The organism is Pigmentiphaga daeguensis, from assembly GCF_039523035.1.
Taxonomy (GTDB): domain Bacteria; phylum Pseudomonadota; class Gammaproteobacteria; order Burkholderiales; family Burkholderiaceae_B; genus Pigmentiphaga; species Pigmentiphaga daeguensis.
Genome location: NZ_BAAAEN010000002.1, coordinates 20,607 through 41,969, shown reverse-complemented (window position 1 = coordinate 41,969; position 21,363 = coordinate 20,607). Strand labels below are relative to the sequence as shown.

Below are 21,363 nucleotides of genomic sequence, written 5' to 3'. Positions count from 1 at the left end.
TATCCTCCTGCCAGGCTGGCGTTCGTTCGTCCATACATATCGCAAGCAGATACCCCGCTCGCGCAGGGAGACGCCCCGCCGCCCCTCAGGGCTGCCGGGGCTTGCCCTGGGCGTCGGGAATCAGGCAGGCCTCGACCGTGCGCAAATCGTTGTCGCGCGCGAAATCGTTCACGAACTGCCAGGCCAGGGGCTCGAGCGCCCGCAGCCGTTCGTCGACCACCACGCACTTGACGCCGTCGATGAAGGTGGGCACGACATAGGGCGAATAGGTGAAAGGACTCGCCACGCTCCCCTTGGGCCGAAAAGGCGACATCACGCCGGCCAGGCGTTCGGCCCAATCGCTGGGGCGGAACTTGCTGCCATTGGAAGTGATACCCTGGATAATGAACTGCCTGACGCTTTCAGCCATCGTCGTTGTCTGCGGAAGGAGTCCGCGGTGAGGGGTCTCGTGAACCCGATGGATCCTGAGCCCGGTCTGTTGCACACCGGCGTTGCATGCGCCGACCGGGCCGCCCCGCGCGACGGCGGGGCTCGACGCGGACCCGGCAAGGCCCGATAGGGTCCCGCCAGGCTCGCAGCGGGCGGGTGCACGCCCCGCCAGGGAAGCTCGCCATTGTAGCGTATCGTCCCCCTCGCCCTCCACCCGCATGCTCAACGGCGGGCAGCGCGGCACGACCGCTTCCGGCTCCACGCGGACCAGGTCGCCGACGCGATCGCGCACAATCCTGGCGCGGCCGACACCGCCCCCGCCGCCTGTAACAATGCCTCGGGTATCATTGACCCTTTCCGCGAAACGAGCCGATGAGTCGATGGCCCGCGGCGCCACGGCACCGCCCGCCGATTCGGCAACTCCCTGTCAGAGGCGTCGTATGAACGCAAATCTCCAGCAAAACCCGAAGACCTCTCCTCCGCTGCGCCATTTCCTCCAGTTCAACGACTTCACGCGCGAGGAAATCGAATATCTATTCAGCCGCGCCGCGCTGATCAAGCGCAAGTTCAAGAACTACGAACCGCACTTCACCCTGAGCGACCGCACCCTCGCCATGGTGTTCGAGAAAGCCAGCACCCGCACCCGCGTGTCGTTCGAAGCCGGCATGTACCAAATGGGCGGCTCGGTCATCCACCTGACCACGGGCGACTCCCAGCTCGGCCGCTCCGAGCCGGTCGAGGACTCCGCCCAGGTCATCTCCCGCATGGTCGACCTGGTCATGATCCGCACCTTCGAGCAGACCAAGATCGAGCGTTTCGCCGCCTACTCGCGCGTGCCGGTCATCAACGGCCTGACCAACGAGTTCCACCCCTGCCAGATCCTGGCCGACATCTTCACCTACATCGAGCATTGCGGCTCGATCCAGGGCAAGACCGTGGCCTGGGTGGGCGACTCCAACAACATGTGCAACACCTGGCTGCAGGCCGCCGAGCTGCTGGATTTCAACCTCCACGTCTCGACCCCGCCCGGATACGAGCTCGAGCCCGAACGCGCGGGCGTCGTCGACGCCGAGCGGCTCAAGCAGTTCGCCGACCCCATGGAAGCCTGCAAGGGCGCGCACCTGGTCACCACCGACGTCTGGACCAGCATGGGCTTCGAAGCCGAGAACGAGGAGCGCCGCGCCGCCTTCGCCGACTGGTGCGTCGACAGCGACATGATGGCCGTGGCCGACCCCGGCGCGGTCTTCATGCACTGCCTGCCTGCCCACCGCGGCGAGGAAGTCACCGCCGAAGTCATCGACGGCCCCCAGAGCGTGGTGTGGGACGAAGCCGAAAACCGCATGCACGTCCAGAAAGCCCTGATGGAATTTCTGCTTCTGGGCAAACTATAAGGGAAGCCCACCCCCTACCCGCTGACGCGGGCCCCCTCAAGGGGGCGATGCGGGTGGACCGGCGGAGCCGGATCCACCGCATCCTGGGTCTGGGGCCTTTATCCTGGGTTGGCGTCCTATGCTTCGCTGGCTGCCAGCGGCAGCAACGGCGTGGCGTACCAAGAAACAAGTACTAGACCGAGGGCGCCGCGGATCCGGCTTTGCCGGTCCGCCAGCGCCGCCCCCTGGAGGGGGCCCGCGAAGCGGGTAGGGGGTGGTACAATCCCGGATCGCCCTTGTGAGGCCGGGGGGCGATTGCACGATCCCGCGCATATGGCACGGAGCGCCCCTTGGGTGCGCCCCCATATCCCGGTGACCTGACCGGCCAGAAAGCTGCACCGCCCAAGCGCGGGCCGTCCATGCCCTGGGAACATCAATGAGCGAAGTAAAGAAGGTCGTACTTGCCTACTCGGGCGGTCTTGACACATCCGTGATCCTGAAATGGCTCCAGGACACGTATCAGTGCGAAATCGTCACCTTCACCGCCGACATCGGCCAAGGTGAAGAGCTCGAGCCGGCACGCGCCAAGGCCCTGAAGTTCGGCATCAAGCCGGAACACATCTACATCGACGACCTGCGCGAGGAATTCGTCCGCGACTTCGTCTTCCCGATGTTCCGCGCCAACACCATCTACGAAGGCGAGTACCTGCTGGGCACCTCCATCGCCCGCCCGCTGATCGCCAAGCGCCAGATCGAGATCGCGCGCGCGGTCAAGGCCGACGCCGTCTCCCACGGCGCCACCGGCAAGGGCAACGACCAGGTCCGCTTCGAACTGGGCTACTACGCGCTGGAGCCGGGCATCAAGGTCGTCGCCCCGTGGCGCGAGTGGGACCTGCTCTCGCGCGAGAAGCTGCTGGCCTACGCCGAAAAAGCCGGCATCCCCATCGAAATGAAGCACAAGCAGGGCGGCGCGCCCTACTCGATGGACGCGAACCTGCTGCACATCAGCTACGAAGGCCGTCACCTGGAAGACCCGAAGGCCGAGGCCGAGGAATCCATGTGGCGCTGGACCGTGGCGCCTGAAGCCGCGCCCGACGCCCCCGAATACCTCGACGTCGAGTTCGAGCACGGCGACATCGTCGCCCTGAACGGCAAGCGCATGACGCCCGCCGAAGTGCTGACCGAGCTGAACAAGCTGGGCGGCAAGCACGGCATCGGACGCCTGGACCTGGTGGAAAACCGCTACGTCGGCATGAAGTCGCGCGGCTGCTACGAGACCCCGGGGGGCACGATCATGCTGCGCGCCCACCGCGCGATGGAATCCATCACGCTGGACCGCGAAGTCGCCCACCTCAAGGACGACCTGATGCCGCGCTACGCCAGCCTGATCTACAACGGCTACTGGTGGAGCCCCGAGCGCAAGGCGCTGCAGGTGCTGATCGACCACACCCAGCAGGCCGTGAACGGATGGGTGCGCCTGAAGCTGTACAAGGGCAACGTCTACACCGTCGCCCGCGATTCGAAGAACACGCTGTTCGACCAGACCATCGCGACCTTCGACGACGACGGCGGCGCCTATGACCAGGCCGATGCCGGCGGCTTCATCAAGCTGAACGCCCTGCGCATGCGCATCGCGGAAAACGCCCGTCGCAAGCGCGGATGAGCCAACCGTCCGAACCTGTGCCTACCACCAGCCCGGAGACGGGCTGGCGTTGACCCGCCGTCGGCGGCCCTCGGGCCGCCGATTTGTTTTTCGAGCGCCATGAACGAGAACGCCCATCCGCCCCTAGTCATCATCCAGACCGGGCTCCCGCCCGAACCGGTGTCCAACCGGCACGGCACCTTCAGTTGCATGATCCGCGAAGCGGCCGGGCTGCGCGCCGGCGACGTGGAAGTCGTGGCCGTGCACCAGGGGGCCGAGCTGCGGCCGCCCTCCAGCTATCGCGCCGCCATCATCACCGGCTCGCCCGCCATGGTCACCGACCTGGCCGACTGGAGCGAACGCACGGCCGCCTGGATACGGCGCGCGGTGGACCAGGGCCTGCCCATCCTGGGCATCTGCTACGGACACCAGTTGCTGGCCCATGCGCTGGGCGGCAGGGTCGACTTTCATCCCCGCGGCCGCGAGGTGGGCACGCAAACGGTCGAACTGCTGCCTGCCGCCAGCGACGTTCCCCTGCTCGCGGGACTGCCCTCGCGCTTTCCCGCGCACCTGATCCACCAGCAAAGCGTGATGGAGCTGCCGGCCGGCGCCACCGTGCTGGCACGCTCGGAACACGACGCGCACCAGATCGTGCAATACGGCGATCGCGTGATTTCCAGCCAGTACCATCCCGAGTTCTGCCCCCGCATCATGGGGACCTACCTCGCGCACTTCGGCCCCAGGCTGGGCGAGGAAGGCTTCGACGTCCAGGCGCTGAACGCCCGGCTGCGCCCCGCCCCCGAGGCCCGCGAGCTGCTGCTGCGCTTCGTGCGGCAGCACGCGGCACTGCAGGAAGCGGCCTAGGGATCGATACCCGGCACCACGACCGGCTCGATCTCCAGTTCCAGGCCGTAGCGTTCGCGCACGTCGTGCTGCACGGCCCGCGCCAGCGCAAGCACGTCGCCCGATTGCGCGCCCCCATGATTGACCAGCACCAGCGCCTGGCGCTCGTGCACCCCCACCGGCCCCATGCGGCGCCCCTTCCAGCCGCATTGGTCGATCAGCCACCCCGCGGCCAGCTTGTAGCCGCCGTCCTCTTGCGGATACGCCACCAGGCCGGGAAAGCGGGTATGCAGCCGCTCGTATTGCGCGGCCGGCACCACTGGATTCTTGAAAAAACTGCCGGCATTGCCCAGCACGGCCGGGTCCGGCAGCTTCGCGCGCCGGATCGCACAGACCGCCTCGAATACGTCGCGTGCCGTAGGCGAGCCCGCCAGGCTCTCGTGCCGCCGCAGATCGGGATAGTCCAGCACGGGCGTCCATTGCCGGGGCAGTCGCAACCGCACGGCGGTGATGACCCAACGTCCGGGTTCGCGCTTGAAGACGCTGTCCCGATAGGCGAAGGCGCATTGCGCCGCGTCCATCTCCGTCCAGGCGTCGCGCAGCAGGTCGTAAGCCGTCAGGCCCGCGAAGCGGTCGCGCAGTTCGACACCATAGGCACCTATGTTCTGCACCGGCGCCGCGCCGACCGTGCCGGGAATGAGCGCGAGGTTTTCCAGCCCGCCCCAGCCCTGTTCGACACAATAGGTAACGAAGTCGTGCCAGATTTCGCCCGCCGCGGCTTCGACCACGCGGGACTCGTCGTCCTGGGCCAACAGCCGGATACCGCGCAGCGCCATCCGCGCCACCAGGCCGCGCACCCGGGGCGGCAGAACCAGGTTGCTGCCGCCGCCCAGCACCAGGAGCCCCGCACCGTCGGAACGCGCCAGGCAGGCCAGCGCCGGCAGCTCGTCGCGGCTGCGCAGCGTGACGCAGGCCGGCGCCGAACTGGCCAGCCCCAGGGTGTTGAGAGACGAAAGATCGCAGGCACCGGGCACGAGGCCCGCGCGAGCGCTGGAATCGGGAGCGACAGCCAATCTGGACACCAGGCAGGACGAACGAATGCGGCGGGAGGGATTTCCCGCGGCCCCGCCATCTTACTTGACTACAATTCCCCTATTCCAAGACAGGCCGCAAGCCGCACGCAAGGAGCTCACTCATGCCTACATTCGATGTCGTCTGCAAGCCCAACCTGGTCGAACTGCGCAATGCCGTCGAACAGGCCAACAAGGAAATCTCCACCCGCTTCGACTTCAAGGGCTCGGATGCCCGCGTCGAACAGACCGACAAGGAACTCACGGCCTATGCCGACAGCGATTTCCAGCTGAACCAGGTGCGGGACGTGCTGTTGAACAAGATGACCAAGCGCAGCGTGGACGTGCGTTTCCTCGACCAGGGCAAGGTCGAGAAGATAGGCGGCGACAAGGTCAAGCAGGTCCTGACCGTGCGCAACGGCGTGCCCCTGGACGCGGCCAAGAAGATCGTGGCCCTGATCAAGAACAGCAAGATGAAGGTCCAGTCCAGCATCCAGGGCGACACCGTGCGCGTGCAGGGCGCCAAGCGCGACGACCTGCAAAGCGCCATCGCGCTGCTGAAGAAGGACGTGACCGACCTGCCTCTGGGCTTCGAGAACTTCAGGGACTGAACGGCCCGGCTCGCGGAACGATCATGAACGCCCCGCCGGGACTCAGAGCACGGGGCGTTTGAACAGCATGGCGGGGTCGAGTTCGAGCGCCTTGGCCAGTTTCTCGATGTTGTCGACCGAGATGTTGACGCGCGCCCGCTCGACCTGACTGACAAAGGTCCGGTCGAGATGGGCGGCAAACCCGAGCTGCTCCTGCGACATCTTCTGCGCGACCCGGAACGCTCGTACGTTGTAGCCGAGGATCTCGCGCAGCGTCGTCAAGGACGCCGACGGATTGGGGGATCTCAGAGGTGCGGGCATTGACGCATACTCCCCACGACAGCGCGTTATATCTACCGCTTTTACATCACTTTTACTGGACGCGATTGCAACGCTTCGCAAAGCGCTTCAGCAAAAGTAATTCTGCGCCTGTCGGAGGGCGACACACATACGGGGCTAACCCTCGGTCATGCGGGCCGCGCCCGACGCGGGAAGCGCGCGCTTCCCGCGTTCGGGGGATCAACTCACCTGATCGGGAAAACGCTCGCGCACCGAACGCTCGATGCCCGCCGCGTCGAGCCCCAGCCCCGCCAGCAGCGCGCCCTGCTCGCCATGGTCGATGAAACGATCGGGCAGGCCGAGCTGCATCACGGGCACGGTCGTGCCAGCCTCGTTCAGCACCTCGCAAACGGCGCTGCCCGCGCCTCCCATGATGCTGCCCTCTTCCACCGTGACCAGCGCGGCATGCCGCGACGCCAGGTCGAGTATGAGTTCGCGGTCGATGGGCTTGACGAAGCGCATGTCCACCACCGTCGCATCCAGCGCCTGCCCCGCCCGCAACGCGGGGATGGCCAGCGTGCCGAACGCGAGTATCGCAATGCCGGCCTTGTCGCCGGGCTGCGCGCGGCCGCTCTGGCGCCGCACGACGCCCTTGCCCAGGGGCACGGTGTCCAGGCTGGCCGCCGGCGTCGCGCCGGCCCCCGCGCCGCGCGGATATCGGACCGTGGCGGGCCCCGGATGCCGATAACAGGTCGATAGCAACAGCCTGCATTCGGCCTCGTCCGAAGGGGTTGCCACCACCATGTTGGGAATGCAGCGCACGAAGGCGATGTCGTAGTTGCCGGCGTGCGTCGCGCCATCCGCGCCCACGAGGCCGGCTCGATCGAGCGCGAAGGTCACGTCCAGGTCCTGGAGCGCGACGTCGTGGATCAACTGGTCATAGCCTCGCTGCAGGAAGGTGGAGTAGATGGCCACCACCGGCTTGAGCCCCTCGCAGGCCAGGCCGCCGGCGAAGGTCACGGCATGCTGTTCGGCGATGCCGACGTCGAAATAGCGCTCCGGAAAGCGCCGCTCGAACTCGACGAGACCGCTGCCCTCGCGCATGGCCGGCGTGATGCCGATCAGGCGCGTGTCCTCGGCCGCCATGTCGCACAGCCAGTCGCCGAACACCTGGGTGAACGTCTTCCTGGGCGGCGTGGACGGCTTGCTGATGCCCACGGCGGGGTCGAACTTGCCCGGTCCGTGGTACAGGACGGGATCGGCCTCGGCCAGCTTGTACCCCTGCCCCTTGCGAGTGACGACGTGCAGGAAGCGCGGCCCGGAGAGCTTGCGCATGTTCTGCAGCGTGGGAATCAGCGAATCCAGATCGTGTCCGTCGATGGGGCCGACATAGTTGAAGCCCAGTTCCTCGAACATCGTGGCGGGCGTGACCATGCCCTTGGCGTGCTCCTCGATGCGCCGGGCCAGTTCGAACACGGGCGGCACGTGCGACAGCACGGCCTTGCCCACGTTGCGCGCGGCGGCGTAGAACCTGCCCGACATCAGGCGCGCGAGATAGCGGTTCAGCGCGCCGACCGGCGGCGAGATCGACATGTCGTTGTCGTTCAGGATCACCAGCAGGTCGACGTCGGGCAGGACGCCGCCGTTGTTCAAGGCCTCGAAGGCCATGCCGGCCGACATCGCGCCGTCGCCGATCACGGCGATGTGCTTGCGCTCGATGCCGGCGTTGCGCGCCGCCACGGCCATGCCCAGCGCGGCCGAGATGGAGGTGGAAGAATGGGCGGTGCCGAAGGCGTCGTACTCGGACTCGCTGCGCCGGGGAAAGCCGGAGATGCCGCCCTGCTGCCGCAGGGTCGCCATGCCGGCGCGCCGACCCGTCAGGATCTTGTGCGGATAGGTCTGGTGCCCCACGTCCCAGACGATGCGATCGTCGGGCGTATCGAAGACGTAGTGCAGCGCCAGGGTCAGTTCGACCGTGCCCAGGTTGGAAGACAGGTGGCCGCCGGTGCGGGATACCGACTCCAGCACGAAGGCACGCAACTCGTCGGCCAGCGCCGAGAGTTGGCAGCGGTCCAGTTTTTTCAGGTCGGCCGGAGATTCGATGCGGTCGAGCATATCGGTGGGCATGTTTCGGAGTCTCCGTTCAGCGATCGCGCAGCACGATGAAATCGGCCAGCGCGGCCAGGCGCGCACCGCCCGCGCCCAGCGGAGCGATGGCCTCGTGCGCGGCTTGGCGCAGTTGCTCCGCCAGGGTCCGGGCCTCGTCCAGGCCCAGTATGGATACATAGGTGGGCTTGTCGGCGGCCGCGTCCTTGCCGGCGGTCTTGCCCAGGCTGGCCGAGTCGGCGGTGACGTCGAGGATGTCGTCGACCACCTGGAACGCCAGTCCCACGGCTTGCGCGTAGCCGTCGAGCGCCGCGCGCTGGACCGAACTCGCCCCCGCCACGATGCCGCCCAGCGCGGCGCTGGCACGCAGCAGCGCACCGGTCTTGAGCCGATGCATGGCCTCCAGTTCGTTCCGGTCGAGAGGCTTGCCGACGCTGGCCAGGTCGATGGCCTGGCCGCCAGCCATTCCCAGGCTGCCGGCCGCCGCCGCGAGCACCTGCACCGCCTGCACGGTCAGGCCGGGGGCAATCGGCATGCCCGCCAGGGCCTCGAAGGCCAGGGCCTGCAGGGCGTCCCCCACCAGCAGCGCCGTGGCCTGGCCGAATTCCACGTGCACGGTCGGGCGGCCGCGGCGCAGGACATCGTCGTCCATGCACGGCATGTCGTCATGCACCAGCGAATAGGCATGGATCAGCTCGACCGCGGCGGCGGCGGCGTCCAGCGCCGCGTCGCTCCCGGCGCCGGATGCCGCGCAGGCCTCGCCCGCGGCATAGGTCAACATGGGGCGTACGCGCTTGCCGCCGCCCAGCACCGCATAGCGCATGGCGTCGTGCAACGCGCGCGGATCGGTATCCTGGGCAGGCAACAAACGCGCAAGCGCCTGTTCGGCGCGCACCCCGCACGCCGCCATCCAGACGGAAAAATCTTCGCGACTGCCAGCCATCAAGTCAGTCCCCGGCCTCTTCGAACGGGCGCAGCAATTCTCCCTCGAGGACCTTGACCTGCTGCTCGGCGCGCGCCAGCCTGTCCTGGCAGACCCGCACGAGGTCGACGCCGCGGCGATAGGCGGCCAGCGAGGACTCCAGCGGCATGGAACCATCCTCCATCATCGCCACCAGCGCCTCGAGCTCGCCCAGCGCGGCCTCGAAGTCCTGAGGCAGGGCCTGCTCGGGGGCGTCGCCCTGCGCAGGGTGGACATTCACGAATTTGTCGGCCAATCAAGCCTCCTGGATCTCGTCACGGCATCGAACCCGGAATTGTACGGGATGACGGGATACCGCCCCCGCCACCGGCCGGGTCGGGCCGGCGCGGCGGCGGGGACTTCTACGGCCGTCCGGGGTACAATAGCGGGCTTGATCGGGCAGATCATTTTCTTCGCGCCAGCACCATCTGCGAAGTCCAAACACCGCTCCAGGTCGCGTAAGGGGTGGTTTCGCAGCGAGGGGGACTGGCTTCACAACTCTCGCGGAGGGAAGTCATGACCGATATCGGTCGCGTGGCACACGTGGCGGCGAGCCGAGCGCAGCTCCCAGTCAGTGCCTATTTCGATGAAGCGCGCTTCGCGCGCGAAATGCAGAACATCTTTGGCCAGGCCCCGATTTATGTGGGGCACCAGAAAGGCGTCCCCGAAGTCGGGGACTACCGTACCCTGATACAGGAAAACGACGGCCGGGTGCTGGTGCGCAACCAGACCGGCGTCGAACTGCTGTCCAACGTATGCCGTCACCGGCAGGCGCTGATGCTGGGCAAGCACCCGGCCGGCGGCGAACGGCAGGCCGCGCATTGCAGCGGCAACCTGGGGCGCCCGGGCAACATCGTCTGCCCGCTGCACCGCTGGACCTACGATGCCCGCGGCAAGCTGATCGGCGCCCCGCTGTTCAGCGAAACGCCGGGCCTGGACCTGCAGCGTTTCCCGCTGCAGGAATGGAACGGCTCGCTGTTCGAGTCGCCCCGCGCCGGCGGCCGCCAGATCGCCGCCGAGCTTGCCGCGCTGGACGGCAGGCCCGAATTCGACTTCAGCGACTACGTCCTGGACCGGGTGCAGGTGCACCAGTGCAACTACAACTGGAAGACGTTCATCGAGGTCTATCTCGAGGACTACCACGTCGGCCCGTTCCACCCCGGCCTGGGCCGCTTCGTCACATGCGACGACCTGAGCTGGGAATTCGGCGACTACTACAGCCTGCAGCGGGTGGGCGTGCACAATGCGCTGGCGCATCCCGGCTCGGGCGTCTACCAGCGCTGGCACGACGCCCTCTTGGCCTACCGCAACGGCAGCGCGCCCGAATTCGGGGCGATCTGGGTCACGCATTTCCCGACCCACATGATCGAGCTGTATCCGCACACGCTGGTATTGTCGACGCTCTATCCCAAGAGCCCGCAGGAAACGGTCAATATCGTCGAGTTTTATTATCCCGAGGAAATCGTCCATTTCGAACGCGATTTTGTCGAGGCCCAGCAGGCGGCCTATATGGAAACCGCGGTCGAGGACGACGAGATTGCCGAACGCATGGATGCCGGCCGCAAGGCATTAATGGAACGCGGTGCCAACGAAGCCGGCCCCTACCAATCCCCCATGGAAGACGGCATGCAGCACTTCCATGAATGGTATCGGAAGGCCATGGACGAGCCGGAAGATATGTAAAGACGTAACTTTTGTCTGACTGCCCATCAAAGCGCCCTTCACGGGCGCTTTTCTTTTTTTCAATCGCGGCGGGCCCAGGCCGGTCATGACGATTTTGAAGGCAATGCCCACTGATCTGTAATAAATACACGGTACCCCGGCGGCATGCGCACCATTACAAATACACACACTGCCGCCTTGTCAACCATAGAGGCGGCGCGTAACTTTCAAATCGAAATTCAGGCTTGGATGCATATACGGCCGGATTTTCGCCATAGGCAAAAAAAGACGGGAGAAAAGCATGCTGCATTATGCAGTCGTATTTTTCGTCATCGCCATCATCGCGGCGGTTCTGGGTTTCGGCGGCATTGCCGCCGGTGCCGCGTCGATCGCGAAGATATTGTTCTTCATTTTCATCGTGCTTGCGGTCCTGTCGCTGCTGAGCGGCCTGTTCCGAAAATGATTCACGTCCAAGGAGAAAAATCATGAACGTTCGTACCCTGCTCGTCGCCGGCATCATCGGTACCGCCACGGTCATGGGCGGTTGCACGTCGACCCGCACCCATCAATCCGCGGGCGAATATGCCAGCGACGCCGCCATTACCGCCAAGGTCAAGGCGGCCCTGGTCTCGGCCAAGGACGTCAGCGCCGCCGACGTCAACGTCGAAACCTTCCGCCGCACCGTCCAGCTCTCCGGCTTCGTCAACTCCCAGGCCGAAGCCTCCCGCGCCGTGGAAGTGGCCCGCGGCGTCGAGGGCGTCCAAAGCGTCCGCAACGACCTGCGGGTGAAGAACAACCCTCGGTAAAGTCCCCATGCGCTGACGCGCACGCGACAAAAAACGGCTTCGCCCAAAAAAGCGAAGCCGTTTTCTCATTCCAACCAGCAACCAGCCAAAACCCCAGACCCCGCCAGCCGCTTGGTACCCCAGGATGCGGTGGATCCGGCTCCGCCGGTCCACCCGCATCGCCCCCTGGGGGGCGCGCGTCAGCGCGTAGGGGGGGCTAACCTCTACCCTTTTGCGTTCATCAGGGCGCGGATGCGCTGCTCGATGGGCGGGTGGGAGGCGAACAGGGCGCCGAAGCCCTTGGCGGCGCCAGCGATGCCGGACGCCTCGAAGCTCTTGGGCAAGTCGCCCGGCTCCATGCCGCCCAGGCGGGCCAGCGCGCGGATCATGGGTTCGCGCGAGCCCAGCAGGTAGGCCGAGCCGGCGTCGGCACGGTATTCGCGCAGGCGCGAGAACCAGGCGACGATGATGGAGGCCAGGATGCCGAACACGAGTTCACAGACGATGACGGTGGCGAAGTAGCCGATGCCGCCGCTGCGTTCGTTCTTGAGCACCATCTGGTCGACCACGTAGCCCACGACCCGCGCCAGGAACACCACGAAGGTGTTGACCACGCCCTGGATCAGGGTCAGAGTCACCATGTCGCCGTTGGCGATGTGGGCCACTTCGTGCCCCAGCACCGCGCTGACTTCTTCCTCGGTCATCCCCCGCAAGAGGCCGGTGGATACCGCGACCAGCGCGTCGTTCTTGAAGGCGCCGGTGGCAAAGGCATTGGGCTCGCCCTCGTAGATGGCGACCTCGGGGCGGCCGATGCCGGCGCGGTCGGCCAGTTGATGCACGGTGTCCACCAGCCACTGTTCCTCGGCGCCGTTGGGCGCGTTGGGATCGATGACCCGTGCGCCGGTGCTCCACTTGGCCATCGGCTTGCTCATGAGGAGCGAGATGATGGAGCCGGTGAAACCGACGACGAGCGAGAAGATGGCCAGCGCCTGGATGTCCAGGCCGTTCGCGGTCAGGAAACGGTTGACGCCGAGGATGCTCAGCGTCGCCGTCAGGACCAGCATGACCGCGATGTTGGTCGCCAGAAATAACACGATGCGTTTCATGAGGGCAGGAAGCTCCGAAAACCTTTTGATGTCTTGTCCGGGGGTGGTTTTTCCCCTCGGCCACCGGGAACCGCCCCGCGCGGCGCCGAATGTGACGGCAACAGGCATCGGAAGTTCCCTCCGGCCGCCGCAGAACGGCAAGAGGGGCGATACCCGTTTCCCGGTTGGGGCTATATGGTAGCCGGGACGATGATTTCAAGGCGAATACTGGGGTTTACCCCAGAAGCTACAATCGAGGCCACCTCATCGCCGCCCGCCCTCCATGCAAGCCCTCTGGATGCTCTTCGCTTCGCTGATGTTCGCGATCATGGCCATGTTCGTGAAATTCGCCTCCGAACAGGCCAGCCTGGGGCAGATCATCCTGTTCCGGGGACTGCCCACGGCGGCGGGCATCCTGGCCTGGGCCTGGGCCACCCGGCGCATCGTGATCCCGCCGACCTGGCGGCTGCACATCATGCGCAACGTCGCCGGGGTCGGGTCGATCTGGCTGTCGTTCTTCGCCATGGGCCGGCTGCCGCTGGCCACCGCGATCACCTTGAACTACACCTCGCCGCTGTTCATCGCCGGCTGGATGATCTGGCGCCAGCACGACCTGACCGACCGGCTGCGCACCCTGGCGGTCGTCATCGGCTTCATCGGCGTGATCGCGATCCTGCGCCCCACTCTGGACCATTCGCAATGGCTGGCGGCGCTGCTGGGCCTGGCCGCCGGCAGCCTGACGGCGATCGCCGTGATGCAGGTGCGCTCGCTGGGCCAGTCCGGCGAACCCGAATGGCGCATCGTGCTGTTCTTCGCGTTGTCGTCCTGCCTGACCGGCGGCATCGCCACCTCCGTCACCGGCTGGCAGCCGCCCTCGCTCTATGGCTGGTTCACGCTGCTGGGCGTCGGCATCAGCGGGCTGCTGGGCCAGTTCGCGATGACGCGCGCCTTCAGCCGCGGGTCGGCCGCCCTGTCGTCGGTGCTCCAGTACAGCACCATCCCGTTCTCGGTCCTGCTCGGCTACGTGTTCTGGGACGACCATCCCGACATGCTGGGCTGGGCCGGCATGATGCTGATCGCGGCGGCGGGCCTGGTCTCGACCTGGCGCACGCTGGTGCTGGCGCGGCGGGCCTGAGTCCGTCGCCGGCCGCGCCGCCCTCGCCCCGCCGGCCATGCTGGGTTGCAGCAAAACGCCGTCGGGTTCACACTTGATGCGTTAACGGCCGTCCTCCCTTCCCATGTCCCTGAAGCTGTCCGTCCTCGACCTGAGCCCCATTCCCGCCGGCTACACGCCCACCGACGCCCTGTCCAACAGCGTGGACCTCGCGCGCCAGGCCGAGGCCGCGGGCTACCACCGCTACTGGCTGGCGGAACACCACAACACGGGCATGCTGGCGTGCTCCGCGCCGGAACTGCTGATCTGCCGGATCGCCGGCGCCACCACCCGGCTGCGCGTGGGATCGGGCGGCATCATGCTGCCCAATCACAGTCCGCTGAAGGTGGCCGAGACGTTCCGCGTGCTGGAGGCGATGTTCCCGGGCCGGATCGACCTGGGCCTGGGGCGCGCGCCGGGCACCGATCCGGTAACCGCCAGCGCGCTGCGCCGGGGCCACGCCGATGCCGATGAATTCCCGCAGCAACTGGCCGACCTGGTCGGCTACCTGAAGGACGTCATGCCGTCCGACCATCCCCATGCGCGGGTGCGCGCCACGCCGGTGGGGGTGCCGTGCCCGCCCATCTGGATACTGGGCTCGAGCCTGTTCGGCGCGCGCGTGGCCGCCGCCAACGGCTTCGGCTTCGCCTACGCGCACCATATCGTCCCCGAGAACGCCCATGCGGCGATGCGGCTTTATCGCGAGGAATTCCGCGCCTCGCCGTTCGGCCACGAGCCGCGCGCCATCCTGGCGGTGTCGGCCGTCTGCGCGCCCACCGCCGACGAAGCCGAGCGCCTGGCCTCCACCGCCGACCTCAGCATGATGCGCACGCGCAGCGGCCGCACCCGCACCCCGCTGCCCAGCGTCGAGGAAGCGCTGGCCTACGTCTATCAGCCCGACGAAGAGGCGCTGCGCCAGTACAACCGCACCCGCATCCACATCGGCACGCCCGAGGCGCTGGCCGGCTCGATCGGCGCGCTGGCCCGTGCCACGCAGGCCGACGAGGTCATGATCAACTCCCAGATCCACAGCCACGAATACCGGGTCCGCAGCTACCAGTTGCTGGCCTCGGCGCTGATGGCCTGACCGCTTCCCACCCACGCGCATACCAAGGGATCAACATGCAGCTCCAAGGAAAAGTCGCTCTCGTCACCGGCGCCGCCAGCGGCATCGGCAAGGAAATCGCCGACACGCTGGCCGCCGCGGGCGCCGCCGTCGCCATCGCGGACATCAACCTGACGGCCGCCCAGGCGGTGGCCGACGAACTCAGGCTCAAGGGCTGCCAGGCGATGGCGGTGGACTTCGACGTGACCGACGAGGCGGCTGTCGAACGCGGCACCCAACAGGTGGTCGACACCTTCGGCAGCGTGGACATCCTCGTGTCCAACGCCGGCATCCAGGTCGTCAACCCCATCGACCAGTTCGCGTACGCCGACTGGAAGAAGGTCATGGCCATCCACGTCGACGGCGCCTTCCTGACCACCAAGGCGGCCCTCAAGCACATGTACCGCGACGATCGCGGCGGCATCGTCATCTACACGGGATCGGTGCATTCGCACGAAGCCTCGCCCCTGAAGTCGGCCTACGTCACCGCCAAGCACGGCCTGCTCGGCCTCGCCCGCGTGCTGGCCAAGGAAGGCGCCAAGCACAACGTGCGCTCGCACGTGGTCTGCCCCGGCTTCGTGCGCACGCCGCTGGTGGAAAAGCAGATTCCCGAGCAAGCCCGCGAGCTCGGCATCCCGGAAGAGGAAGTGGTCAAGAAGGTCATGCTGGGCAACACCGTGGACGGCGAGTTCACCACCCTGCAGGACGTCGCGCAAACCGTCCTGTTCCTGGCGACCTTCCCCACGGCCGCCTTCACCGGGCAATCGTTCGTCGTCAGCCACGGCTGGTATATGCACTAGAGATGGGAGCCCCCCCTACGCGCTTACGCGCGCCCAGCATGGTGAGCCCCCAGCCGCTGCGCGGCAGCCCCCCGAGGGAGCCGGGGCCCGCCTTGGGACGGCCCGGCGCCGGACCCCGTCGGGCGGCACTGGCGGACCGGCGGAGCCGGATCCGCGGTGCCCTGGGTCCGGAGACATCCGCTACGTGCGCCATGGGTGACTGAAATGACTCGTTCCATCCAATCGCGGCGCGGCGAACTCGGCTACGACACCGTCGCGCTCGTCCTGCAGGGCGGCGGCGCGCTGGGCTCCTACCAGGGCGGCGTCTATGAAGGCCTGGCCGAGGCCGGCCTGCATCCGGACTGGATAGCCGGCATTTCGATCGGCGCGATCAATGCCGCCATCATTGCCGGCAACGCGCCCGAGCGGCGGGTCGAACAATTGCAGCGGTTCTGGGACCACATCTGCCGTCCGCCGCTGCTGCCGCCCACGCCGGTGGACGCGTTGCGCGATGCGCTCGCCCATCTTCCCGGTCCGGCCGGCGCGGCGCTCAGCGCCTGGGAAGCCTGGCGCGCCGTCCTGGAAGGACAGAACGGCTTCTTCGTGCCGCGGCCGGTGCCATCATGGCCCGCGCAGCACGACCCGGGCACCGCCAGCGTCTACGACAGCACGCCGCTCAAGCGCACGCTGGAAGAATTCGTCGATTTCGACCGGCTCAATCATGGCGGCACCCGCATATCGGTGGGCGCCGTCAACGTGCGGACCGGCAACTTCGCCTATTTCGACAACACCACCCGGGTGCTGACTGCCGACCACATCATGGCTTCGGCCGCCCTGCCCCCCGGATTCGCGCCGGTCGAGATCGACGGCGAATACTACTGGGACGGCGGCGTCGTCTCGAACACGCCGCTCTACCAGATCCTGCAATCGAGTCCGCGCCGCTATTCGCTGGTCTTCCAGGTCGACCTCTGGAGCGCGCACGGCCAGGTGCCCGGCAACCTGAGCGAAGTGCCCATCCGCCAGAAGGACATCCAGTATTCCAGCCGCACGCGCCTGGTGACCGACTACATGCGCGAAGTGCAGGAATACCGCGGCCTGCTGCGCGAACTGCTCAAGCACGTGCCGGCCGGGCACGGCCGCGAGCCCTGGATGAAGCGGGCGCGCGAACTGGCCAGCGACCGACGCATCAACGTGCTGCACCTGATCTACCGCGGCGAGAAATGCGAAGCGCCGTACAAGGACTACCAGTTCGGCCGGCTGGGCATGGAAGAACGATGGACCGGAGGCCTGGCCGACATACGCCGTACACTTGAACATCCGTCCTGGCTCGAGGTACCCAGCGCCGAACATCCGTTCGTCACGCACGACGTGCACCGGCCCCCGGACGGCCGTTGAACGTCATGAACGCCTATCTCACGCTCTTCGACATCGCCGGTTTCGTCGCCCTGCTGCTGTGGGGCGTGCACATGGTGCAGACCGGCATCCAGCGGGCCTTCGGTCCGCGCCTGCGCACCACGCTGGGCGTGGCGCTGGGCAATCGCGTATACGCCTTCTTCGCCGGACTTGGCGTGACGGCCATCCTGCAAAGCAGCACGGCCACCGGCCTGATCGTGGCGGGTTTCGCCGCCAACGGCCTGGTGGGCCTGGTGCCCGCGCTGGCCGCCATGCTGGGCGCCAACGTCGGCACCACCCTCATCGTGCAGGTGCTGTCGTTCGACATCTCCCGCATCGCTCCCATCCTGGTGCTGATAGGCGTGGCCATGTTCCGCCGCGGCAACGCCACGCACGTGCGCGACCTGGGACGGGTCTTCATCGGCCTGGGCCTGCTGCTGCTGTCCCTGCACCTGCTGCTTGCGCAGCTCGAACCCTATCGCGACCTGCCCGCCTTGCGCTCGGCGTTGAAGGCGCTGTCGGGCCAGCCCGGGATGGCGATCCTGCTGGCCGCCGTGCTGGCCTGGGCCGCGCACTCCAGCGTGGCCATCGTGGTGCTGGTCATGTCCTTCTCGGCCCAGCGGCTCCTGCCGGTGGACGTCGCCTTCGCGCTGGTGCTGGGCGCCAACCTGGGCACGGCCATCAACCCGCTGCTGGAAGGCTCCGCCAAGGACGACCCCCAGGCCCGCCGGCTGCCGCTGGGCAACCTGCTGAACCGCGTGGTGGGGGTGCTGATCGGCCTGGCCATGCTGCACCACATCCATCCCTGGATGACCCAGCTGGCGGGCGACAACGCGCGCGCCGTGGCCAACTTCCACACGGTCTTCAACCTGGCGCTGGCCGTCCTATTCCTGCCGCTGCTCACCCCTTACGCCGCGCTGCTGCGCCGGTGGCTGCCGTCCAACCCCGCCGCCGACCCGGGGCAGCCCCGGTACCTGGACGCCGCCGCGCGCGACCTGCCCGTGGTCGCGCTGGGCAACGCGGCGCGGGAAGCGCTGCGCATGGCGGACACCCTGCAGACCATGCTGCACCACTCGCGCCAGGCGCTTGTCACGGGCGATCGCAAGCGCATCGCCGAGGCGCGGCGCCTGGACGACGTGCTCGATCGCCTGAACGGCGCGATCAAGACCTACGTCGCGGGCCTGGACCCCGACGAACTGACGCGCGAAGACCGGCGCCGGGCCGACGAGATCCTGACCTTCATCATCAACCTGGAACATGCCGGCGACGTCGTGGACAAGAACCTGCTCAACGACATCAGCAAGCTGACCAAGCGGGGACTTGCCTTCTCGCCCGAGGGGCGGCGCGAGCTCGACGACATGCATGGACGATTGGAGGCGAACCTGCGCCTGGCCGCCTCGCTGTTCGTGACGGCCGACGCCCGCGCCGCGCGGCTGCTGGCCGCCGAGAAGGAGACCTTCCGCGGCATGGAAGGCCAGGCAACGCAAACCCATTTCGAACGCCTGCGCAGCGGCCGGATCGACACCACGGAAACCAGCGCCCTGCACCTGGACGTGCTGCGCGACCTGCGCCGCATCAACAGCCATCTCGTGGCATCGGCCGCCTATGCCGCGCCCGAGGTCCTGAGCGCGTCAGGCACCGGCCCCATTGCAACCGGCACCCCCGAGACCGCCGGCACGCCGGAATGAACTTCAGTGGGCGGACGGCGGGGGCGGAGAAACGGGATCGGCCGCGGTGACCGCCGGAGCGGCCTGCCCGTGCTCCGGCCCGTGGGCATGGCGGTGGAACACCGAGTTGACGGCATAGATCGCCAGTACGCCGGCCGCGATCAGCACGAATTGCGGCAGGCTCTCGCGCACCGTGGTGCGGCGCTGCATCTGCGGCATCAGGTCCGCCACCGCGATATATAGGAAACTGCTGGCCGCAAGCGTCAGCACGTAGGGGACCCATTGCCGGGAATCGGCCAGCAGGTAGTAGCCGACCAATCCGCCGGCGATGGCGGTCATGCTCGACAGCACGTTGAACAGCAAGGCTTTCTTGCGCGTGAAACCGGCGTTGACCAGCACGATGAAATCGCCCAGTTCCTGCGGAATCTCGTGCGCGGCGATGGTCAGCGTGGTCAGCACCCCCAGCATGGGATCGGCCAGGAAGGCGGCGGCGATGACGATGCCGTCGCAGAAATTGTGCAGCCCGTCGCCCACCAGCACGGCCATCCCGCCGCGTCCGGCCTCGTGGGCATCGTGCCCGGGAGGATGCCCGTGCCCGTCGTGCTCGTGGTGGTGGTTGTGGCGCAGCACCGCCAGCTTCTCGAGCATGAAGAAACCCAGCAACCCCGCCAGCAGCAGCGCGAACAGCACGCGCGTGTCGGCCTCGGAATCGAAAGCCTCGGGCAGCGTGTGGAGCAACGCCACCGACAGCATGACGCCGACCGAAAAGCTGATCATCTGGTGAAGAAAGCGGGCGAAATACCGGAAGGCCAGCCAGCCGGCGACGACCACCGACAGGACTCCGCTCGCCAGGGTGGCGAGCAGGATGAAGGTTAGGGTCACGGGATGCTCGTGAAACTCAGTTGCAGAAACAGAAGTATACGTAACTTCCGGAGTTTTACGAATCGATGTCGCCGGCCAACAGCCGCGCGGTGCGGAACAGGCGTTCGCGCCTCAGGATGGCGGCCGGAGACTCGTCCCGGCCCAAGGTCCGGGCATACTCCGGCAGGCGCCGCAGCGCGGCCGCCAAGGAAACCCTGTCCTGGTCCACCCAGGCCGCCAATTGCCGGTCCGGATCCCTGACGGACACATCCAGGCGGCGCAGTTCCGAGCGATTGAAATCCTTCAGGTTCCAGGTCAGCACGCACACCTCGGGGCGCACGAGCCGGGCGCTCCGGGCACGGCTCGCCAGCCCCGCCGCGACCACGTGCCGGTCTTTCGGATCGCTGTAGTGCAGGCCCACCTCGTAGGCCGAGACATCGCCGGCGTTCGCCTCGGGAAAGCGGCGCCCCATGGACGCCCACTCTTCTTCCAGTACCGCCGGCTCGACCTCCCAGATCCGGGCCGCGTTGCGCCGCCACTCCTGCCCGATGCGCTCGCTCCAGACCGGCCGGAACCAGCCGGTCTGGGCCAGGTCCAGCAACAACGGCCGCAGGATGCTGGACATCAGCACGCAGGCATCCAGGACCAGCCACAGCGGCGGGTGGTCCGCGGCCGGCCCGGGTATCGGGGGAAACGCGTTCACAGATGCCGCGCGAACCAGTCCTGGGCCAGCCGCCATCCTTCCTTGGCATCGGCCTCGCGGTAACTTGGCCGGTAATCGGCGTGGAATCCGTGGGGCGCGTCGCGGAACAGCACGAAACTCGACTCGCGAGCGGCCGGGCCGCCCTTGGCCAGGGCATCCTTCATGGCATTGATGGAAGTCGGCGGAATGCCCGCATCCTGGCCTCCATACAGGCCCAGCACCGGTGCCTTCACCTGCGCGGCGATGTCGACGGGACTGAGCGGCTGCAAGGCCGTGGGATCGCCGACGAGCTTTCCGTACCAGGCCACGCCGGCCTTCACCGCCGGATTGTGGGCGGCATACAGCCAGACAATGCGGCCGCCCCAGCAGAAACCGGTCACGCCCAGCCGCGTACGGCTGCCGCCATGCGTGGCGGCCCAGCGCGCGGTGGCGTCGAGATCGGCCAGGACCTGGTCGTCGGGCACCTTGCTGACCACTTCGGCGGACAACCTGGCGATCTCGGTGTACTTGGACGGATCGCCCTGGCGCGCGTACAGCTCGGGCGCGACCGCCAGGTAGCCGGCCTTGGCCCAGCGGCGGCAGACGTCGCGGATGTATTCATGCACACCGAAGATTTCCTGCACCACGAGCACCACCGGCGCGTTCTTCTTGCCGGCCGGCGCCGCCCGGTAGGCGGGGATCTCGCCGCCGCGCACGGGAATCCTGACCTCGCCCGCGACCAGTCCGTCCGTGCCGGTGCGGATTGCCGTCTGGGCCATGACCGGCCCCGCGGCCAGCGTGAAACCGCCGGCCAGCGTGGTGGTGAGGAAGCCGCGCCGGTTCAGGCTGAGCGGCGGCAGGAGACTGTCGAATTCGGTACCCGGGCTGTCCATGGAACCCTC

22 protein-coding genes are annotated in these 21,363 nt (G+C 67.3%); 12 read left to right on the top strand and 10 right to left on the bottom strand.

The window, feature by feature from the left end; genetic code table 11:
- Positions 1–85: 85 nt before the first annotated feature.
- Complete coding sequence (locus ABD104_RS02795; RefSeq protein WP_087839655.1) at positions 86–409, bottom strand: DUF3579 domain-containing protein; 324 nt, start codon at positions 407–409, stop codon at positions 86–88.
- 460 nt (positions 410–869) lie between these two features.
- On the opposite strand from ABD104_RS02795, the gene argF reads away from it, so the two are divergent.
- The 3 genes from argF to ABD104_RS02780 all read left to right on the top strand — a co-directional run bounded on the left by argF (position 870) and on the right by ABD104_RS02780 (position 4,305).
- Positions 870–1,820: an ornithine carbamoyltransferase gene (gene argF / locus ABD104_RS02790; protein WP_087839656.1), complete on the top strand. Its 951-nt coding sequence runs from the start codon at positions 870–872 to the stop codon at positions 1,818–1,820.
- Positions 1,821–2,235: 415 nt separating this feature from the next.
- Positions 2,236–3,462, top strand: coding sequence for an argininosuccinate synthase (locus ABD104_RS02785; protein ID WP_087839657.1), 1,227 nt, complete (start codon positions 2,236–2,238; stop codon positions 3,460–3,462).
- 99 nt (positions 3,463–3,561) lie between these two features.
- A complete protein-coding gene (locus ABD104_RS02780; RefSeq protein ID WP_343927096.1) occupies positions 3,562–4,305 on the top strand; it encodes a glutamine amidotransferase in 744 nt (247 codons plus the stop codon).
- On the opposite strand, the gene murB is transcribed toward ABD104_RS02780, so the two are convergent.
- Positions 4,302–5,357, bottom strand: coding sequence for a UDP-N-acetylmuramate dehydrogenase (gene murB, locus ABD104_RS02775; protein ID WP_425543306.1), 1,056 nt, complete (start codon positions 5,355–5,357; stop codon positions 4,302–4,304). The two genes, ABD104_RS02780 and murB, sit on opposite strands and share 4 nt — an antisense overlap.
- 122 nt (positions 5,358–5,479) lie before the next feature.
- On the opposite strand from murB, the gene ABD104_RS02770 reads away from it, so the two are divergent.
- Positions 5,480–5,965 carry a YajQ family cyclic di-GMP-binding protein gene (locus tag ABD104_RS02770; RefSeq protein ID WP_343927095.1) on the top strand — a complete coding sequence of 162 codons (486 nt, stop codon included), beginning with the start codon at positions 5,480–5,482 and terminating at the stop codon, positions 5,963–5,965.
- A gap of 42 nt (positions 5,966–6,007) precedes the next feature.
- Here ABD104_RS02770 and ABD104_RS02765 read toward each other — a convergent pair whose 3' ends face one another.
- The 4 genes from ABD104_RS02765 to ABD104_RS02750 form a co-directional block, all read right to left on the bottom strand.
- Positions 6,008–6,226, bottom strand: a complete 219-nt coding sequence (locus tag ABD104_RS02765) for a helix-turn-helix domain-containing protein (protein ID WP_233146180.1) — start codon at positions 6,224–6,226, stop codon at positions 6,008–6,010.
- 237 nt (positions 6,227–6,463) lie between these two features.
- The gene (gene dxs / locus ABD104_RS02760) at positions 6,464–8,350 is read right to left on the bottom strand and encodes a 1-deoxy-D-xylulose-5-phosphate synthase (protein WP_087839660.1); all 1,887 of its coding nucleotides are present in this window, start codon (positions 8,348–8,350) and stop codon (positions 6,464–6,466) included.
- A gap of 16 nt (positions 8,351–8,366) precedes the next feature.
- Positions 8,367–9,239 carry a polyprenyl synthetase family protein gene (locus tag ABD104_RS02755; protein ID WP_371695560.1) on the bottom strand — a complete coding sequence of 291 codons (873 nt, stop codon included), beginning with the start codon at positions 9,237–9,239 and terminating at the stop codon, positions 8,367–8,369.
- A 37-nt stretch (positions 9,240–9,276) separates the two neighbouring features.
- A complete protein-coding gene (locus ABD104_RS02750) occupies positions 9,277–9,531 on the bottom strand; it encodes an exodeoxyribonuclease VII small subunit (protein WP_087839744.1) in 255 nt (84 codons plus the stop codon).
- 275 nt (positions 9,532–9,806) lie between these two features.
- Between ABD104_RS02750 and ABD104_RS02745 the strand changes: the two genes are divergently transcribed.
- The 3 genes from ABD104_RS02745 to ABD104_RS02735 all read left to right on the top strand — a co-directional run bounded on the left by ABD104_RS02745 (position 9,807) and on the right by ABD104_RS02735 (position 11,758).
- Positions 9,807–10,973 carry an aromatic ring-hydroxylating oxygenase subunit alpha gene (locus tag ABD104_RS02745; protein WP_087839661.1) on the top strand — a complete coding sequence of 389 codons (1,167 nt, stop codon included), beginning with the start codon at positions 9,807–9,809 and terminating at the stop codon, positions 10,971–10,973.
- 280 nt (positions 10,974–11,253) lie between these two features.
- The gene (locus ABD104_RS02740) at positions 11,254–11,415 is read left to right on the top strand and encodes a DUF1328 domain-containing protein (protein ID WP_087780828.1); all 162 of its coding nucleotides are present in this window, start codon (positions 11,254–11,256) and stop codon (positions 11,413–11,415) included.
- 22 nt (positions 11,416–11,437) lie between these two features.
- Positions 11,438–11,758 (top strand): BON domain-containing protein, encoded by a 321-nt coding sequence (locus tag ABD104_RS02735; protein WP_087839662.1) that lies wholly within the window; start codon positions 11,438–11,440, stop codon positions 11,756–11,758.
- A gap of 203 nt (positions 11,759–11,961) precedes the next feature.
- Here ABD104_RS02735 and htpX read toward each other — a convergent pair whose 3' ends face one another.
- The gene (gene htpX, locus ABD104_RS02730; protein WP_087839663.1) at positions 11,962–12,843 is read right to left on the bottom strand and encodes a protease HtpX; all 882 of its coding nucleotides are present in this window, start codon (positions 12,841–12,843) and stop codon (positions 11,962–11,964) included.
- Positions 12,844–13,105: 262 nt separating this feature from the next.
- Between htpX and ABD104_RS02725 the strand changes: the two genes are divergently transcribed.
- From ABD104_RS02725 to ABD104_RS02705, 5 genes are all read left to right on the top strand, one after another.
- Complete coding sequence (locus tag ABD104_RS02725; RefSeq protein WP_087839664.1) at positions 13,106–13,957, top strand: DMT family transporter; 852 nt, start codon at positions 13,106–13,108, stop codon at positions 13,955–13,957.
- A 103-nt stretch (positions 13,958–14,060) separates the two neighbouring features.
- Entirely contained in the window at positions 14,061–15,062 is a 1,002-nt protein-coding gene (locus ABD104_RS02720; protein ID WP_087839665.1) for an LLM class flavin-dependent oxidoreductase, read from the top strand.
- A gap of 35 nt (positions 15,063–15,097) precedes the next feature.
- Entirely contained in the window at positions 15,098–15,880 is a 783-nt protein-coding gene (locus ABD104_RS02715; RefSeq protein ID WP_087839666.1) for a 3-hydroxybutyrate dehydrogenase, read from the top strand.
- A gap of 204 nt (positions 15,881–16,084) precedes the next feature.
- Entirely contained in the window at positions 16,085–17,254 is a 1,170-nt protein-coding gene (locus ABD104_RS02710) for a patatin-like phospholipase family protein (RefSeq protein ID WP_132979337.1), read from the top strand.
- A 5-nt stretch (positions 17,255–17,259) separates the two neighbouring features.
- Positions 17,260–18,939 carry a Na/Pi cotransporter family protein gene (locus tag ABD104_RS02705; RefSeq protein ID WP_343927094.1) on the top strand — a complete coding sequence of 560 codons (1,680 nt, stop codon included), beginning with the start codon at positions 17,260–17,262 and terminating at the stop codon, positions 18,937–18,939.
- A gap of 3 nt (positions 18,940–18,942) precedes the next feature.
- Here ABD104_RS02705 and ABD104_RS02700 read toward each other — a convergent pair whose 3' ends face one another.
- The 3 genes from ABD104_RS02700 to ABD104_RS02690 all read right to left on the bottom strand — a co-directional run bounded on the left by ABD104_RS02700 (position 18,943) and on the right by ABD104_RS02690 (position 21,354).
- Positions 18,943–19,800 (bottom strand): ZIP family metal transporter, encoded by an 858-nt coding sequence (locus tag ABD104_RS02700; RefSeq protein WP_087839669.1) that lies wholly within the window; start codon positions 19,798–19,800, stop codon positions 18,943–18,945.
- A 55-nt stretch (positions 19,801–19,855) separates the two neighbouring features.
- The gene (locus tag ABD104_RS02695; protein ID WP_420495964.1) at positions 19,856–20,404 is read right to left on the bottom strand and encodes a PIN domain-containing protein; all 549 of its coding nucleotides are present in this window, start codon (positions 20,402–20,404) and stop codon (positions 19,856–19,858) included.
- Positions 20,405–20,478: 74 nt separating this feature from the next.
- Positions 20,479–21,354, bottom strand: a complete 876-nt coding sequence (locus ABD104_RS02690) for a dienelactone hydrolase family protein (RefSeq protein WP_343927093.1) — start codon at positions 21,352–21,354, stop codon at positions 20,479–20,481.
- Positions 21,355–21,363: the final 9 nt, after the last annotated feature.